Here is a 15643-nt window from a genome sequence, read left to right as displayed (position 1 = left end):
GATTATTTGAGGCGGGGAGGGGGCCGGCACGGCCGGTCCATCCGGTGCCGGCCACTGCGGAGAGACGGCCATGCATCCGACACGCGACGCCGAGGTCATTGCGCCAGGACGAATTCCAGCTCCTGGAAAGGCTCCATCAGGAGGGCCACAGTTGCCGCGGTTTTCTGCCGAATGCCGTACCGCCGTGATACCAGGCAATAGTGTTCGGGCTGGCGCAGCGCCCGCGTCATGCTGCAACGCGACTCGCCGGCACGCACTGCCATGGCGTCGCGGCTTCACCCTTGTCGGGGATGTGATCCACCTTGATGCCGGTGATCATCACGATCTGAGTAAGCGCCTGATGAGTAGAAGCCCTGATCCACATAAGAAGCCCGCCTGTTTCCAAGTCGTCGAAGGTTCGCCCGGAGGCCGGGTGCTAACCGGCCGCCGGGCCATGGCCTTTCCTTGGAAGAAAGGGGCAGCGACAGCCGCAATACCAATACTGATGCTGGCCGATATGCTGCTGCGCCATCGGTTCAGCGTTGCCTTGCTTGCTGGCGGGTGCCTGATCTTCTTGCTGATGCAGCATCGACAGGCCGCGGCTGGAGTTCGACGGGCCTCTATCGCACTGACGTCACTGACAGTGTTGCTGTTACCTCTAATTGCCTCGCCCGTGAAAGCATTGGAGAGCGGCGTGCGAATCGGCGGCATGATCGCTTCGCTGCTGATCTCGGTCAGCTTGTTGTCGCGAGCGTCAATGCGCGTGCCTCGCATGCGCAAGGTGGTTGCCGATCTCTTTGCACTTCCTAGCAGCCAACGGCCGCTGGCTTTGGGGATTGCCGCGCAGTTCCTGGGCGGGTTCCTCGGTCTGGCCGGCCTGACCATGATGATGGAAGTGGCGGCCCAGCGCGACGGTGTTGTGAAGACAGACCAGATCGCAGACTTCAGCGCTATTTCGCGGGGCTATGCCGCACTCAGCCTGTGGAGCCCCATGTACAGCAACATGAGCATCGTGCTGGCGCTGTACGGAGGCATCGGATGGACTGAGGTGCTGCCGTATGCCTTTGTAATATCGACCCTATTCATCGGCCTGGGAGCACTGCTTGAAAAGGCTAAGCGGCGAGGCGAGATGCCAAGAGAGCCGCAGGCGACCTCAATCGTCCCGCTGCTGCGAGAAGGGCTGCCGATCATGGCGGTGATGTTGTGTTTCGTTGCACTCATGGTGCTCACGAGCAACCGCTTGAATCTGTCAATATCCGCCGTGATTATCTTCGGCGCGCCTGCAGTTGCATGGCTGCTGAATGTGCTGCACACCTCGGATGGAACGCGCGGCTGGGAAGCAGGCAGCCGACAACTGGGGCGGGATCTCCTCGGGCAAAGCGCCATGGCGGGGGAAGTAATGCTTTTTTTGGCGTCGGGATGCGCCGGCACGGTGTTCTCTCAGGCCCTCCCCGTCAGTTGGAGTGCAGCCGTTGCGCAGATGACAGGCGGCTCGTCTTACCTCAGCTGCCTGTTGGTAATAGTTGCCATAGTGCTGCTTTCCGGCACCGCAATTCATCCGATGCTTAGCGCCATCTTAGTCGGCTCCAGTCTTTCTCCGATGCTTCTTAACCTGCCGTCATTAGTGCACGTGTGTGCCGTTTTGGTAGGCTGGGGGCTTGCCATCATCGTCACGCCGTTCTCGGTGGTCAGCCTCATGGCAGCTCGCTTCAGCGGTATTCCTATCCTGATCATCAGCCTGCGGGCGAACCTGGCGTTTGTGCTTGTGAGCATGGGCGGCGCCGCGCTTGTGCTCGGTTCAGCTACTTGGCTGCTGCAAGAACACTGAGAAAGCGGTACTTATGGGCTTGGCTCATCCATGAGATCCGGCGCATTGCCTGGTCAAAATTTGCAGGCCTGAGTTCCGGCCCCTTTTCTTGCAGGGGGGGCGAAGTCAATCGATAGATCGGGCGCTCAGGTCGAGCGATACCTTGGAAATCGTAGGCTGCGGCCGCAAAAACAGGCTGCTGGATTTGAAGCAGTCAGAGGCTGCTGCCCAAGTCTTGAATCTACTGGAGCATGCCGACGCTTTGGTAGGAGAATCCTGTCCAGGTGTGATGGAGCGGCTCGGCCTGGGGCCGGAGGTCGTGGCAATGCGCAACCCGCCGAAGAGCCCACCGAATCTACGAGTCAGTCAATGACGGTACTCGTTACCAGCGACACATGGTCGACGATTGGCGCCCGCCAGCTGCAAATGTCTCACGCGGCGTCCGGCGCCCCCACCAGGGCCATCAGCGGCGCCATGCAAGGGCTGGCCGCCGCCAGCGCGCGATGTTCGTCGAGGATGTCCTGCAGGATGGCATGCGTCGTATCCGGGTTGGCCAGTACCACGCGGAAAACGGCAATCGGGCGGCCACCCCACTGTGTCGACATCAACTGCGTGCGCGATACGAACGAGCGGCCGGCATCGCGCTGCATTTCCTGAATGCTGATGGTCAGCGCATCCAGCGCGTCCAGGATCTTCTCGCGCCTGTCGGCCGAAGCCGTTGCCAGCGCGGCACGCACGGTCTCGGGCACATGGCGATAGGTCAGGATGCAAAGCTGCGGGTGGCTGTCGAGCTCGAAATCCGGCTGCTGCGCAATCAGGGATGCAAAGTAGTGGGCGTTATCGATGCTACGATCGATCAACTGCGCCAACCCCTTGCGACCGAGCAGATGAAGGTTCGCATAGAGCATGACTGCCGCCGCGCCGGGCGATCCTTCGAGCGTATGGCGCCCCAGGTCCACCGAGCCCTTGCGCACAATGTAGTTCGCATGTTGGATGATTTCCTGCGTCCACGCCGGGTTCCGGAACAGCACCATGCCGGCACCCATCGGCACGTAGAACTGCTTGTGCGCATCGATGACGACGGAATCGGCACGCTCGATGCCCGCGAAGCGCCAGCGCTCGCGCTCCGACAGCAGTGTTGCGCCGCCCCATGCGGCATCCACGTGGAAATGGCAGCCGGCCTCCTGAGCAACATCCGCAATCGCGTCGAGCGGATCGACCGCGCCCGTCTCCGTCGTCCCCGCTATGCCGACGATCGCCATCGGCCGGATGTTGCGCTGCTGCAGGTCCCGCATGGTGTCGCGCAGCAGGTCGATGCGCATGCGACCGTCTGCATCGACCCCGACCGGCACGAGATTGTCACGCCCGATGCCAAGGACATCGGCTGCCTTTCGCAACGAGTAGTGCCCGCGCTCCGAGAATTCCCATCGGCATAGAAAGGTAGCCAATCCCGTTTCGGATTATGATTTCACTATCATGAAATAATCTGGCCAGCTGCCTCCACGCTGGCTTGCCTTCTTCACGGGACGGGCCTTCATGCCGCGACCACTACCTGATCCGACGCCACCTTCGCGCGCGACGATTCGCACCATTCACCAACTGGGCGACCGCATTCGAGCAACCCGGGCAGGGGATGGGATGCCCATAGATCAGGCGGCGAGGCATTGCGATGTCGCTGTCGGCATGCTGTCCAAGCTCGAGAACGCCAAGGGCGCAATCTTGAGCACGCCCTGCGTGTGATGGACGGACTGGGTTTGACGATGCTGGTCGTGCCCAAGGCACATGCGCCTTGGCTCGAACAGGCAGCGGCCCATGCGGCCAAGACCCGCGAGGATGCAGCCAGGCGACAGCATGCCTGGCTGGAAGAGTAGAGGGCCGCGATCAGGATGAGCGTCAGGCTCGGATGCGGTCCTCGACCGGTGCGGAATTGCCATTCGCTTGGCGTGCTGACGGGCCTTTCGCCTTGCTGGTCCAGCCGATGCGGTGCCGCTCCTGCGTGGCCTCGTGCCGCACATCCTCTTCGCTGTGCAGGGAGGCGCTGGTGGTGGCGATCAAGGCGTGGCCAAAGTTATCGCGCACAAAACGCAGGTCGAGCTACTGGTCGGTCATGTGCGATCCGGCGGTGTGGCGCAGCCAGTGGGCCGAGGCGCTAGCCAGCACCGCAGCCTGACCCTCCCACTCGGGCCCGCGCGCCCGCAGGCGCTCGGCCACCATGCCGACACTTCCTTGAGGATCAGATGCAGCGCACCGCGTGACAGGACCTTATCGCGATCCGTCTCACGGCCGCTCACCGGCAGCATCAGTGGGCGCGTTTCCGGGCTGCGGGGTGGGCGCCAGCCCGTGGGCGCGGCGGTAGCGCGCCAGTTCGGCGATCAGTTCATCGGTGGCCGGCAAACCAGCCGGGGCTTGTTGTCGTAGGCCGGTTCGCAGCCGAGTTGGCGCAACCATGTGTTGGCATAGTCGAAGACGTTGATTGCGACAACGGCTTCGATGGTCTCGAAACCGGGATAGATGACGATGTCTACGGTAGTTCTCATTCGGCGCCACGCTCGGCAATACGCCTTCAGTTTGGAGCAATGTTTCCTATAGTAGCGTTTACCCATCTTGGGTGACGATGTATGCGCAAACGCACAGTGCCTCACTCGGCAACGTTGCTTTCTTCAGCGGCCCGGCCCAGGTAGAAGAGCGTGAACAGCATTTCTGACTGCCTGCCGATGCCGTCCCCTCGGCCAGGCCTGACGGTCAGCGGTGGCGCACCTACACCGGCCTCACCCTCGAACAGACACAGCATGGTGGTTGGCAGACAAACCATTCATCCGGACGATCTGCCGCCCTTTCGCGCACGCATGGGAGCATGCGCTAAGAAGCGGCAGAGAATTCAAAACGGAACACTGGCTCAAGCGTGCGTCCGATGGTGTCGATCAATGGCACCTCAGCCGCATCGCTCCGATGAAGGATGCCGCAAGCAATGTGGTGAAGTGGTTCGGCACCGATACCGATAGCGAAGAGCAAAAGCAGGCCAAGGCCAACGCCGAAAGCGCCAGCCGCGCAAGCGCTCTCGACCTGGCGCTGGCGTCGGGCATGAAAAAGAGCGCCGGGAAGCCGTAAGGCAGGTCACAGGCAATGATCCGTTCCGCCGATATCCTGGCCGCCCGCATCCTGGTCGTCGACGACCTGGAGGCCAACGTCTTGCTGCTGGAGCAGATGCTGCGTGGCGCAGGCTACGCGTGCGTCATGTCGACGACAGACCCCCGCACGGTCTGCGAGCTGCACCGTCTCCACCGCTTCGACCTGATCCTGCTGGACCTGCAGATGCCAGGCCTTGATGGCTTCCAGGTCATGGACGGCCTGAATGACGTCGAGGCGGACAGCTACCTGCCAGTGATCGTCATCACCGCACAACCCGACCACAAGCTCAGAGCGCTGCGGGCAGGCGCAAAGGACTTCGTCAGCAAGCCGTTCGACCTGGCCGAAGTACTGATGCGCGTGCATAACATGCTCGAGGTCCGCCTGTTGCACAAGGAGTCGCTGGCATACGGCAAGGCGCTGGAACAGAAGGTGCGCGAAGTGGAGGCGAGCCGCGAGACCATTTGTCCGCCAGAGTGATCAGCTCAGGGATCTCTACGACAGGCTTCTCGAAGAGCAAAAGGTATCTGAACGGCTCTTGTTGAACCTGCTGCCCTTGCCAATTGCCGAGCGCCTGAAGGCGCGCACGGAACTCGTTGACGGCAGTCCGCCAGAAATCATCGCGGACAACTTCCCTGAAGTGTCCGTGCTGTTCGCAGACCTCGTCCAGTTCAGCCGCTTTACCGCAGGCATGAGTGCAGAACGGCTGGTGGCCGTACTCAACGAGATCTTCTCCGACTTTGACAGCATTGCCGACAGCCGCGGACTCGAGAAGATCAAGACCATTGGCGACGCGTACATGGCCGCCGCCGGCCTGCCGGTCCCTGCGGCCGATCATGCCGTGCGGGCGGCGCATATGGCACTGGACATGATCGAGTCGATCGAGCGCTTCAACGAGCGCAGCGGCTATAGCCTGCAACTGCGCGTCGGTATCAACAGCGGCGCGGTGGTGGCCGGCGTGATCGGCAAGCGCAAGTTCATTTATGACTTGTGGGGGGATGCCGTCAATATCGCGAGTCGCATGGAATCCCATGGCATGGCGGGCCGGGTCCAGGTGACGGAGGCCACCCGGCAGCGACTGGGAGAGGCGTTCCTGTTTGAGAAACGCGGCACGATTGCGGCCAAGGGAGTGGGCGAGGTCTGTACGTGGTTCCTGACGGGGCGGAATGGACGCAGTACCTGCAAGTAGCCGAGCTTATGCACGCTCAAACAGATGCGCTGACTAATGGTCGCGCCCTATCTTCCCGCAATGGCGCTGCTGGCAGTGATTGGCAGCGAGGAGATCGGAGACTATGGATGGGAGCGCGACGGACGGGATTTCCTGGCGGTCGCCGTGCTTGCGCTCTTTCGCCAGTGAGGCGTCCCACCTATCCAGGCGAATTCCTTACGCCGAAGTTTAAAATGCAATTAATCGCCAGGCTTCGCCTGCAACCGTCGATCGCTGGCTGACAAATTTATTATGCGCTACGGGAGTGACAGAATTACTTCGTTCGACGGAAACCGGCCGCGCGCTGGGTTCTGGCCGCGAACAGGAAGCTCGCGCGCAGCCATCCGGACTGGCGCGTTCTTCGGAGCCGTTGTCGCCCGGCAGCGTGCACCAGGCGATGGTCATCCTCAATGTCTGCTTCGCCTCGAAGCCAGCCAGAAAGGGCTTGATCTTAAGGAAATCCTCGCCATATCGCGGAGCCGGTCTTGCTTGGGCGGCCGCGTGGCGCTGGTCGACTTGTGGCTGCTGCTTGAGGCTGACCGATCGGTGATAGCCTTTTGTGAGCGTCCCGGATATGTACACCTCGACGGAATGGATCGGCTTGCCGACTTCTGGGTTCGGTACGCCGAGAGGCAAGAGAAGGTTGCCTTGTGTTACCTTAAGACACGGCCGGGTCGCTCAGCCCGGGGGCGTCGACACACCAGTCAGGTCTCGGCCGGCGAGCTGGATGCCGAAGCGATTCCTCTTGGCGGGCGAGAGGCTGACGCCTTCGATGAACCCTTCAAAATTCCCCTGGCGGGCGCCATCCGTGAAGGGGTCTCGCTTGTCCCCAACGCGGGCGCCATTGGTGTAGGGGTCACGCTTGTCCCCAACGCGGGCGCCGTCGGTATAGGGGTCGCGCTTTCCCTGGTCGAGGGTGTAGCCATACAAATTGGGGCTCTTACCACCGACGCGCTGATCCGCAGCGTGGGAGAGGGGAGTGGTTAGCGCGCTGGCGGCAGCGAGGGAGACTGCGGCGAGGGTGCTTGCGATACGAGCATTCATGATGTTCTCCAATCTATACCGATGAGATCCGGCTTAGCTTTAAGCCGCGATTGTTCGGACCGCAATGGCGCGGATCCTTGAATGCAGTCTGGTCGGAAAACGGGGCGCCACCAATTGGATGTCCGTATGGGTTTCGTAAGCCCGGGGAGGGTGTTGCTAAACGAGGCTTCCAACGGCGCGGTTTAATTCAGCCATTCGGTAACTGCCATAGTCGGCAGGGATGCAGGCCTTCTACTAGGGGTGTGGGCACCTAAACCAAAACGTTAGGGCGTGTTATGCGCTTGTCACGAGAAGTCGAAGCCTGTCGATATGCCGCTCCATCCTCGATGCCCACGGCGGAATACTGCGGGCGGACGCACCTTGGTCTTGCGGCGCCGTTTTCAGGTTCACGCTGCCAGCCCTCCACTGAACCAAGGTTTAGTGCGCCCAACCTTGTGCTCTGCGTCTCGGCCCACTGGTTTAAGACAGCCTGCGATTCGCGTGCGGCAAGCGTGCGCGTCGACACCAAGAGGTCGAACCGATAGCCCACGGCGCAATACAAGCCAACCGCCGCGCCCGGCATCCTTACTCCCGGGTTGTGAACATTTGCAGTCACACCCTTACGCAACCACTGGTTGCCAAGGCGCAAACGAGTGTCCGCGCTTAGGCAACTGGGCTAACCGATGAGGATTTCGCAATGACCACCAAGATCCAGACCGTGCTACTCACGGGTAAGACTCATACGACGGCCAGCCGCCGTGAAGGCGCCCGCCGCGGCGATGAACGCATTGACATCCAACTCTCGATCCCCGGCAAAGCCGGCAACGAGATCGCGTTCACGGCGATTCAGATGCATCCGACCGCGGAGCAGCTGTTCGCGGGCGCCTGGTCGGCCTGCTACACCGGCGCGCTCGGCCTCGTGGCCAATGCGAAGAAGGTGGCACTTCCCTCCGACCTGTCCGTTGACATCGAGGTCGATCTAGGCAAGACCGGCGACGCGTATTTTATTCAAGCCCGGTTCAACGTCAGCATGCCCGGCGTTGCACTCGACATCGCCGAAGCCATCGCGCACGCGGCGCACGACGTCTGCCCGTACTCGAAGGCAGTCCACGGCAACATCGACGTCGCCATGAATGTCGTCGCAGCGTGATGGCCGCACGGCCGGTTGGCTCTGTCCATGATCGTCGAACCGGCCGTCAACCGCCCACCGCCACGCCAAGGGGGTCGTCGTGATGAAGCGCCTCATCTTCCCATTACACGTGTCCGTAGCCGGCTACGCGGCAATTGTCTCTTACGGCACCCCGAACGCGCTCCGACAACACGACCCCAGACCGAGCCGAAGTCGTTGTCGAGTTGCCGAGCAACCAGCCCGAAGCTCCTGACGTTTCGTAGTCAACATGCGGGCGCAAGCCCGCGTGTTTCCTTGCGAATAGCGCCATTGAGGCGCCTTTTCTGCCTTCGCTATGTAGTGACTAAATGACTTGACATCTACGCTCTTTCGCCTATCCTCCCCGATGCTCACCCGAACCGGAACCGCTCATCTCGTCACCACGACGCGCACCTACAAGGGCAAGGTCGACCGATCCCACTTGCTGCGCCGCAGCTACCGCGAAGGCGGCACCGTGCTGCGGAATTTCATGCGACAAGCTGCAAGGCGATGGAGCGCTTTCCGATGGAACTTCAATCGCTAACGAAAGTGGTGCCGAACTCAGATCCCTGCGTTGTGGTCATCGACGACGACACGCAGTTTCGCGAATCGCTCGAACGACTCTTGCGGTCGGCGGGTCTGCATGCCCGAGCGTTTGCGTCGATAGACGAGTTTGCGAAATCCGAGCCGCCCGATGGTCCTACCTGTCTGGTTCTGGACGTGAGAATGCCGGGAAGGAGCGGGCTGGAATTTCAGCGCGATCTTGCCGCGGCGGGCGTGGCGCTCCCCATCGTCTTCATCACCGGACATGGAGACATTCCGATGACCGTGCAGGCGATGAAAGCGGGCGCCATCGAGTTTCTGACAAAGCCGTTCCGGGATCAGGATCTTCTGGATGCCGTGAATGTGGGGCTCGCCAGAGACCGCGCGCGCCGCGAGAACGAAGCATCCCTGCGCACGCTCAGGGCTCGATTCGAAGAGCTGACGCCGCGTGAACGCGCGATTCTCGTCCAGGTCGTACAGGGCCGGCTGAACAAGCAGATTGCCGGCGACATGGGCATCACCGAAACCACGGTGAAGGTTCATCGAAGCAACATGATGCGCAAGATCGAGGCCGCATCGCTCCCGGATCTCTGCCGAATGGCGGACCAACTTAACCTCCTGCCGAAGAAAGCTGAGCGCTCGTAGTCGCCAAGACCTGGAGTCGACACTTCTCCAGATGCCCGCCCCCTCATACCTAAACCAAGGCTTAGAGATCCAGCCTCGCTGTGGCAGTACTCTTGGCAACAGAGCGGTAGTCGGTCGTGCCGCCGGGCATGTTGCCGAGGCTGCAAGTGACGCACCGGAAACTTTCGTGCCTGAGCCATTCCTGATCTCCATCATCGATGACGACCAGTCCTTTCGCGACTCCATGCGAAGACTGCTCAGGTCGCACGGCTACACCGTCGCGGTGTTCCCGTCCGCGGCCGAATTCCTCGCGTCCACCCAACTGCCCGCTACCGCCTGCCTGGTCGCTGACGTTCACATGCCCGCCATGACGGGTGCCGAGCTTTACCAGCATCTGGTCGCGACGGGGCACGCCATCCCGACGATCCTGATCACGGCCTATCCGGAAGATGGCGTCCGGCAACGCATGCTGAGCCTGGGCGTCAGAGGCTACCTTCACAAGCCGTTGGACGAGGCCGTCCTGATCGATTGCCTTCATCGCGCCTTCGCGCGCGACAAGACGCCTCGAGTCGCGCCATGAACGCGTTCGACGGCGATTTGGACAATGACTCTGCGGAAATCCTGTGGGGGGACGCCGAGCGTGTCTTCTGCAGACTCAAGAGCGACGATGCCGAAGGTGATCGACACGCTTTCATACCCGTAATGTCCGGCGCTCAGCATTCGACGCAAGAGCGCATAAATCGTCTCGCACACGAATACGAACTCAGGGACTACCTCGATGCGGCGTGGGCATTGCGCCCGACAGAGCTCGTGCGCGAGCCCGGACGGACGATGCTCGTTGTCGATTTCGCAGGCGGTGAGCCGCTGGACCGCCTGATCCGCCAACCCATGGAAATCGGACGATTTCTACGACTTGCGGTGGCGATGTCGGCCGCGCTCGGCCGGCTTCACGGACGCGGGCTCGTCCACAAGGACATCAAGCCTGCCAACGTGATCGTGGAATCGGCGACGGAGCGAGTCTGGCTCACCGGCTTCGGCATTGCATCTCGGCTCCCGCGCGAGCGGCAGTCGCCTGAACCTCCCGAGTTCATCGCAGGAACGCTCGCCTATATGGCACCCGAGCAAACTGGACGAGTAAACCGCTCCATCGATTCCCGGAGCGACCTGTATTCGCTCGGAGTCACCTTCTATGAAATGCTGACCGGCCGTCTTCCGTTCACGGCATCGGAACCGATGGAGTGGGTGCACTGTCACATTGCGCGACAGCCGACAAGCCCCAGCGAGAGATTGACGAGTATTCCGAGCGCCGTCTCCGCCATCGCCATGAAGATGCTCGCCAAGACCGTCGAGGAACGATACCAGTCGGCGGCGGGTGTCGAGCGCGACCTCCGCCGCTGCCTCTCCGAATGGGCCGCGCAGGGGCGCATCCATGATTTCCCGCCCGGCGATGATGACATCCCAGCTCGCCTCATGATCCCCGAGAAGCTCTACGGGCGCGGATCGGAGGTCAACACGCTTCTCGCCGCGTTTGATCGCATCGTCGCCGGGGGGAGGTCCGAGTTGGTGCTCGTCTCCGGATACTCGGGCATCGGCAAATCCGCTGTCGTCAACGAGCTCCAGAAGCCGCTTGTTCCTCCTCGCGGGTTGTTCGCGTCAGGCAAGTTCGACCAGTACAAGCGCGACATTCCGTATGCCACGCTGGCGCAGGCCTTCCAGGGACTGATTCGGCCGCTCCTGAGCAAGAACGAGGAAGACTTGTGCAAATGGCGCGACGCCCTTCGCGAGGCGCTGGATCCGAACGGACTGCTCATGGTCGAGCTCGTTCCGGAATTGAAGCACATCATCGGGGAACAGCCGCCTGTGCCCGAACTGCCTCCGCAGGATGAGCAAGGGCGCTTTCAGCTGGTATTCCGGCGCTTCATAGGGGTATTCGCGCGGCCCGAGCATCCGCTCGCCCTTTTCCTCGACGATCTGCAATGGCTGGATGCGGCCACGCTCGACCTCCTCGAAGACCTGCTGACGCGCTCCGATCTGAAGCATCTCCTGCTGATCGGCGCTTATCGGGACAACGAGGTCAGCGCCACCCACCCCCTGGTGCGCAAGCTGGACGCCATCCGCCAAGGCGGGGCCGTGCTGCAGGACATCGTCCTCGCTCCGCTGGATTGCGACGACCTGGTGCAATTGCTGGCGGACTGTCTTCGCTGCGAACCGAAGCGCGTCGGCCCGATGGCGCAATTGATTCACGAGAAGACGACCGGCAATCCGTTTTTCGCGATCCAGTTCATTTCCACGCTGGCAGACGAGGGCTTGCTCGCCTTTGACTACGATGAAGGGCGATGGTCATGGGATCTGGACCTCATCCATGCCAAGGGCTACACCGACAACGTCGTGGAGCTGATGGTCGGGAAACTGAACCGCCTGCCAATGACCACGCAGAAGACGCTAAAGCAGCTTGCTTGCCTGGGAAACAGCGCCGAGTTCGATGTGCTGCGGATGGTCTGTCAGGAATCGATCGAGGAATTGCACGACCACCTGTGGGAGGCGGTTCGCGCTGGCTTGATCTTCCGCTCGAACGACAGGTACCGCTTTCTCCACGACCGCGTGCAGGAGGCTGCCTATTCATTGATCCCCCAGGAACTGCGTGCCGAGACACATCTTCGCCTTGGCACGCTCCTGGCCGAGCACACGCCTGCGGGGAAGCGGGAGGAGGCCATATTCGAAATCGTCAATCAACTAAACCGCGGCTCCCATCTCATCGCCTCGGTCGAGGAGCGGGAGAACGTTGCAGACCTCAATCTGATCGCTGGTCGGCGCGCAAAGCTCTCGACCGCCTATGTCTCGGCGCTCAAGTACCTCAGAGCGGGCAGCGTCCTCCTTGCAGAGGAGACCTGGGAGCACAACTACACACTCATGTTCTCCATCGAGTGCCTGATGGCCGAATGCGAACTGCTGACGGGAGATATGTTGGCGGCCGAAAATCGGCTCTCGCGGTTAGCCGAACGGGCCAGGAGTCGCCATGACTACTGCGTCGCGACACTGTTGCGGATCAGGCTTTACACCGCGCTGGACAGGAACGACATCGGGCTCGATGTCTTCCTGGAGTGGCTCCGTCGCGACGGGACCGTCTGGCCGAAACATCCGACCCGCGAAGACGCGATGCGCGAGTATGAGCGAATCTGGATGCTGCTCGGCAGTCGGAAAATTGAAGAACTAGTCGAGCTGCCACTGATAACGGACCCGGATGTCCTTGACATTCTGGATGTCTTCACGGAGGCCGTTACGACATCCTATTTCTTCGACGAGCACATGTCATCCCTCATTGTCTGTCGCTTGGTGAATCTCAGCCTCGAACACGGCAACTGCGATGCGTCGTGCTTCGCCTATGTCTGGATGGCGATTGTCGCCGGACCGCGCTTTGACAACTTCCGCGACGGCTTTCGGTTCGCCCAGCTGGGGTATGACCTGGTCGAGAAGCGCGGCCTGATGCGCTATCAAGCTCGAACCTACTTGTGTGTGGGTGCTCTCGTCATGCCATGGACAAAACACCCGGCCAGCGGGCGCGAGTTGATACGCCGAGCGTTCGACGCTGCCTATCGGCTCGGCGACCTTACTTTTGCCGGCTATAGCCGGAACACGTCGATCACAATTTGCCTGGCGGTAGGAGATCATCTCGCGGATGTGCAAAAGGAGGCCGAAGACGGTCTTGCGTTTTCCAGCAGGGCACGCTTGGGTCTTGTCAGTGCCGCCTGCAGTGCGCACCTTGGGCTGATCCGATCTCTCCGTGGGCTGACCGCGACTTTCGGATGGTTGGATCACGACGAATATAGTGAACTGGCGACCGAACGCCATCTGGCCAGCAACCCCACTTTGGCCCTCGGTGAGTTCTACTATTGGTGCCGTAAATTGCAGGCACGTTTCTTTGCCGGAGACCCTGCGTCGGCGGTTGATGCCGCGCTGAACGCGCAGCGGCTGCTCTGGTCATCGACCCTGAATTTTGAAAGTGCGGAATTTCAACTTTACGGTGGACTTGCACGCGCCGCAGTTTGGGATCTTGTGCCCTCCGAGCAGAAGAGGGAGCATTTCGACGCTCTGACTGCCCACCACAAACAGCTCGAAGCGTGGGCCGAACATAACCCTGTCACCTTCGAGAACCGCGCAGCGATCGTTGGCGCCGAGATCGCACGGATCGAGGGCCGCGTGCTGGACGCCCAGGAGCTCTATGAGAAGGCCGCGCGGTCGGCCCACACGCACGGCTTTGTCCACAACGAGGCGGTCGCCAATGAACTGGCGGGGCGCTTTTACGCGGGGCGCGGCTTCGGGAGGATTGCGAATACCTACCTTCGGGATGCGCGGAACTGCTACCTTCGTTGGGGAGCTGACGGTAAAGTTCGACAGCTCGAGCAGTTGTATCCGCACCTCAGGGTGGACAAGCCGACTTCCGACCTCACCGGCACGATGCTGGCATCCGTCGAGCACCTGGAGCTTGCGACCGTGATCAAGGTCTCCGAAGCGGTGTCGGGCGAGATCGTCTTGGAGAAGCTGATCGACACGCTGGCGCGTACGGCCACTGAGCATGCCGGCGCCGAACGGGGAGTGCTCATTCTTCCGAGAGGGAATGAATATTGGATAGAAGCCGAAGTCACGACCAGCGGCGACAAGGTGGAGGTCCATCTCCGACAAACGAGCGTCACCGCAGCAGATCTGCCGGAGTCCGTCTTCCGCTACGTCCTGCGTACCAAGGAATGCGTGCTGCTGCATGACGCCTCAGGCGAGAACCCTTTCTCCGCCGACGACTACATTCGCAAGCACCATGCGAAGTCGGTACTCTGCCTGCCGATACTGAAGCAGACGAGGCTGCTTGGGGTGCTGTACCTGGAGAACAACCTGACGATCGACGCCTTCACCCCCGCTCGAATGGCAGTTCTCAAGCTGTTGGCATCGGAGGCCGCCATCTCGATTGAGAACGCGCGCCTGTACCGTGACCTTGCCGAACGCGAGGCCAGAATCCGGCGCCTCGTGGATGCCAACATCATCGGGATCTTTTTCTGGGATCTCATGGGCAGGATTGTCGAGGCGAACAGCGCCTTTCTTCTCATGTTGGGATACGACAGTGAGGATCTCTCGTCAGGGCGTATCCGCTTGACAGATCTGACGCCGCCGGAGTGGCGCGAGCGTGATGGTCAAACGTTCGTGCCGGCACTGAAGGCGACGGGTCCAGTCCAACCTTATGAGAAGGAGTTCTTCCGGAAAGACGGCGGCCGCGTACCTGTTCTGATCGGCGCGGCGACTTTCGCAGAGGATGCGTACCAAGGTGTCGCATTCGTGCTCGACCTGACTGAGCGCAAGCGCGCTGCGGACGCGATGCGCGAGGTGCAGATGGCGCTGGCGCACGCGAACCGCCTGGCCACCCTGGGACAGCTCGCGGCTTCCATCGCGCACGAAGTCAACCAGCCAATTGGTGCGGCACGCAACAACGCTCACGCGGCATTGCGTTTTCTTGCCCGAGATCCGCCAGAGCTGGTGGAAGTCAGTGAGGCTCTTGAGTGCGTGGTTAGCGATACCTACCGGGCTGGCGGCATCATCGGTCGGATCCGCGATCAAGTCAGAAAAGTGCCTCCCCGCCAGGAGAGCGTCGACCTGAACGATGCCATCGGCAACGTGATTGCAATCGTGCGAGGCGAGCTGTCGAAGAATTGCGTGACGGTCCACACGCAGCTCGCGGAGGGACTGCCGCCTGTTCGCGGAGATCGAGTTCAACTGCAGCAGGTGATGCTGAATCTGATCCTCAATGCGATCGAGGCCATGGCCGGCGTCAGCGCTGACGTGCGGACATTGGTAATCAGCACCGAATCGAGTCCGTCGCAGGGCATGCTCGTCACGGTCGCCGACACGGGTCCCGGCATCGCATCGGAGCATCGCGAGCGGGTTTTCGAGTCCTTTTACACCACAAAGTCCGGCGGCCTGGGAATTGGCCTGTCGATCTGCCGGTCCATCATCGATGCCCACGGCGGAAAACTGTGGGCGGATGCCCACCGGCCGCACGGCGCCGCTTTCAGGTTCACGCTGCCGGCCCTCCACTGAACCAAGGTTCAGTGTGCCCAACCATGTGCGCAGGCTCTTGTCCGGCTGGTTGAAGAATGCCTGCGTTTCAGGTGCGGCAGTCGTGCACATCGATACCAGGAGGTCG

Annotated in this window: 12 protein-coding genes and 3 pseudogenes; 9 read left to right on the top strand and 6 right to left on the bottom strand. The window is 61.4% G+C overall.

Annotated features, from left to right (window positions below; translation table 11 throughout):
* Positions 1–95: 95 nt before the first annotated feature.
* Positions 96–263 (bottom strand): hypothetical protein, encoded by a 168-nt coding sequence (locus K307_RS47520; RefSeq protein ID WP_013958956.1) that lies wholly within the window; start codon positions 261–263, stop codon positions 96–98.
* Positions 264–292: 29 nt separating this feature from the next.
* On the opposite strand from K307_RS47520, the gene K307_RS04760 reads away from it, so the two are divergent.
* Together K307_RS04760 and K307_RS49130 are read left to right on the top strand one after the other, a co-directional pair.
* Complete coding sequence (locus K307_RS04760; protein ID WP_230625477.1) at positions 293–1807, top strand: hypothetical protein; 1515 nt, start codon at positions 293–295, stop codon at positions 1805–1807.
* 88 nt (positions 1808–1895) lie between these two features.
* Positions 1896–2159 carry a CoA transferase gene (locus K307_RS49130; protein ID WP_419187103.1) on the top strand — a complete coding sequence of 88 codons (264 nt, stop codon included), beginning with the start codon at positions 1896–1898 and terminating at the stop codon, positions 2157–2159.
* A gap of 58 nt (positions 2160–2217) precedes the next feature.
* Here the strand turns inward: K307_RS49130 and K307_RS04755 are convergent, their stop codons facing one another.
* The 3 genes and pseudogenes from K307_RS04755 to K307_RS47510 all read right to left on the bottom strand — a co-directional run.
* Positions 2218–3234: an aminotransferase class V-fold PLP-dependent enzyme gene (locus K307_RS04755; RefSeq protein WP_268989175.1), complete on the bottom strand. Its 1017-nt coding sequence runs from the start codon at positions 3232–3234 to the stop codon at positions 2218–2220.
* A gap of 445 nt (positions 3235–3679) precedes the next feature.
* A pseudogene (locus K307_RS04745) lies at positions 3680–4180 on the bottom strand (tyrosine-type recombinase/integrase); the annotation flags it as partial.
* A gap of 17 nt (positions 4181–4197) precedes the next feature.
* Positions 4198–4323, bottom strand: a pseudogene (locus tag K307_RS47510) (GlxA family transcriptional regulator); the annotation flags it as partial.
* 259 nt (positions 4324–4582) lie between these two features.
* On the opposite strand from K307_RS47510, the gene K307_RS47505 reads away from it, so the two are divergent.
* The 3 genes and pseudogenes from K307_RS47505 to K307_RS50290 all read left to right on the top strand — a co-directional run bounded on the left by K307_RS47505 (position 4583) and on the right by K307_RS50290 (position 6269).
* Positions 4583–4894 carry a hypothetical protein gene (locus tag K307_RS47505; RefSeq protein ID WP_155301081.1) on the top strand — a complete coding sequence of 104 codons (312 nt, stop codon included), beginning with the start codon at positions 4583–4585 and terminating at the stop codon, positions 4892–4894.
* A gap of 15 nt (positions 4895–4909) precedes the next feature.
* A pseudogene (locus K307_RS04740) lies at positions 4910–6101 on the top strand (adenylate/guanylate cyclase domain-containing protein).
* A gap of 36 nt (positions 6102–6137) precedes the next feature.
* A complete protein-coding gene (locus tag K307_RS50290) occupies positions 6138–6269 on the top strand; it encodes a hypothetical protein (protein ID WP_268989174.1) in 132 nt (43 codons plus the stop codon).
* Between the two features lie 39 nt (positions 6270–6308).
* Here the strand turns inward: K307_RS50290 and K307_RS47500 are convergent, their stop codons facing one another.
* Entirely contained in the window at positions 6309–6755 is a 447-nt protein-coding gene (locus K307_RS47500; RefSeq protein WP_155301080.1) for a hypothetical protein, read from the bottom strand.
* Positions 6756–6797: 42 nt separating this feature from the next.
* Positions 6798–7163 (bottom strand): hypothetical protein, encoded by a 366-nt coding sequence (locus K307_RS45580; protein WP_080744883.1) that lies wholly within the window; start codon positions 7161–7163, stop codon positions 6798–6800.
* A gap of 676 nt (positions 7164–7839) precedes the next feature.
* Here K307_RS45580 and K307_RS04730 point away from each other — a divergent pair.
* The 4 genes from K307_RS04730 (at position 7840) to K307_RS04715 (ending at position 15537) form a co-directional block, all read left to right on the top strand.
* A complete protein-coding gene (locus K307_RS04730) occupies positions 7840–8292 on the top strand; it encodes an Ohr family peroxiredoxin (RefSeq protein ID WP_042876649.1) in 453 nt (150 codons plus the stop codon).
* Between the two features lie 522 nt (positions 8293–8814).
* Entirely contained in the window at positions 8815–9477 is a 663-nt protein-coding gene (locus K307_RS04725) for a response regulator transcription factor (RefSeq protein ID WP_051975015.1), read from the top strand.
* 166 nt (positions 9478–9643) lie between these two features.
* On the top strand, positions 9644–10036 hold the full coding sequence (locus tag K307_RS04720; protein WP_042876648.1) for a response regulator transcription factor: 393 nt from the start codon (positions 9644–9646) through the stop codon (positions 10034–10036).
* Positions 10033–15537, top strand: coding sequence for a trifunctional serine/threonine-protein kinase/ATP-binding protein/sensor histidine kinase (locus K307_RS04715; protein WP_051974656.1), 5505 nt, complete (start codon positions 10033–10035; stop codon positions 15535–15537). The genes K307_RS04720 and K307_RS04715 overlap by 4 nt, the downstream gene beginning before the upstream one ends.
* Positions 15538–15643: the final 106 nt, after the last annotated feature.

It is taken from the genome of Cupriavidus necator A5-1 (assembly GCF_000744095.1).
In the GTDB taxonomy this organism is placed as follows: Bacteria; Pseudomonadota; Gammaproteobacteria; order Burkholderiales; family Burkholderiaceae; genus Cupriavidus; species Cupriavidus necator_A.
The sequence above is the reverse complement of the archived record's forward strand: the minus strand, read 5'-3'. Positions and strand labels throughout refer to the sequence as shown.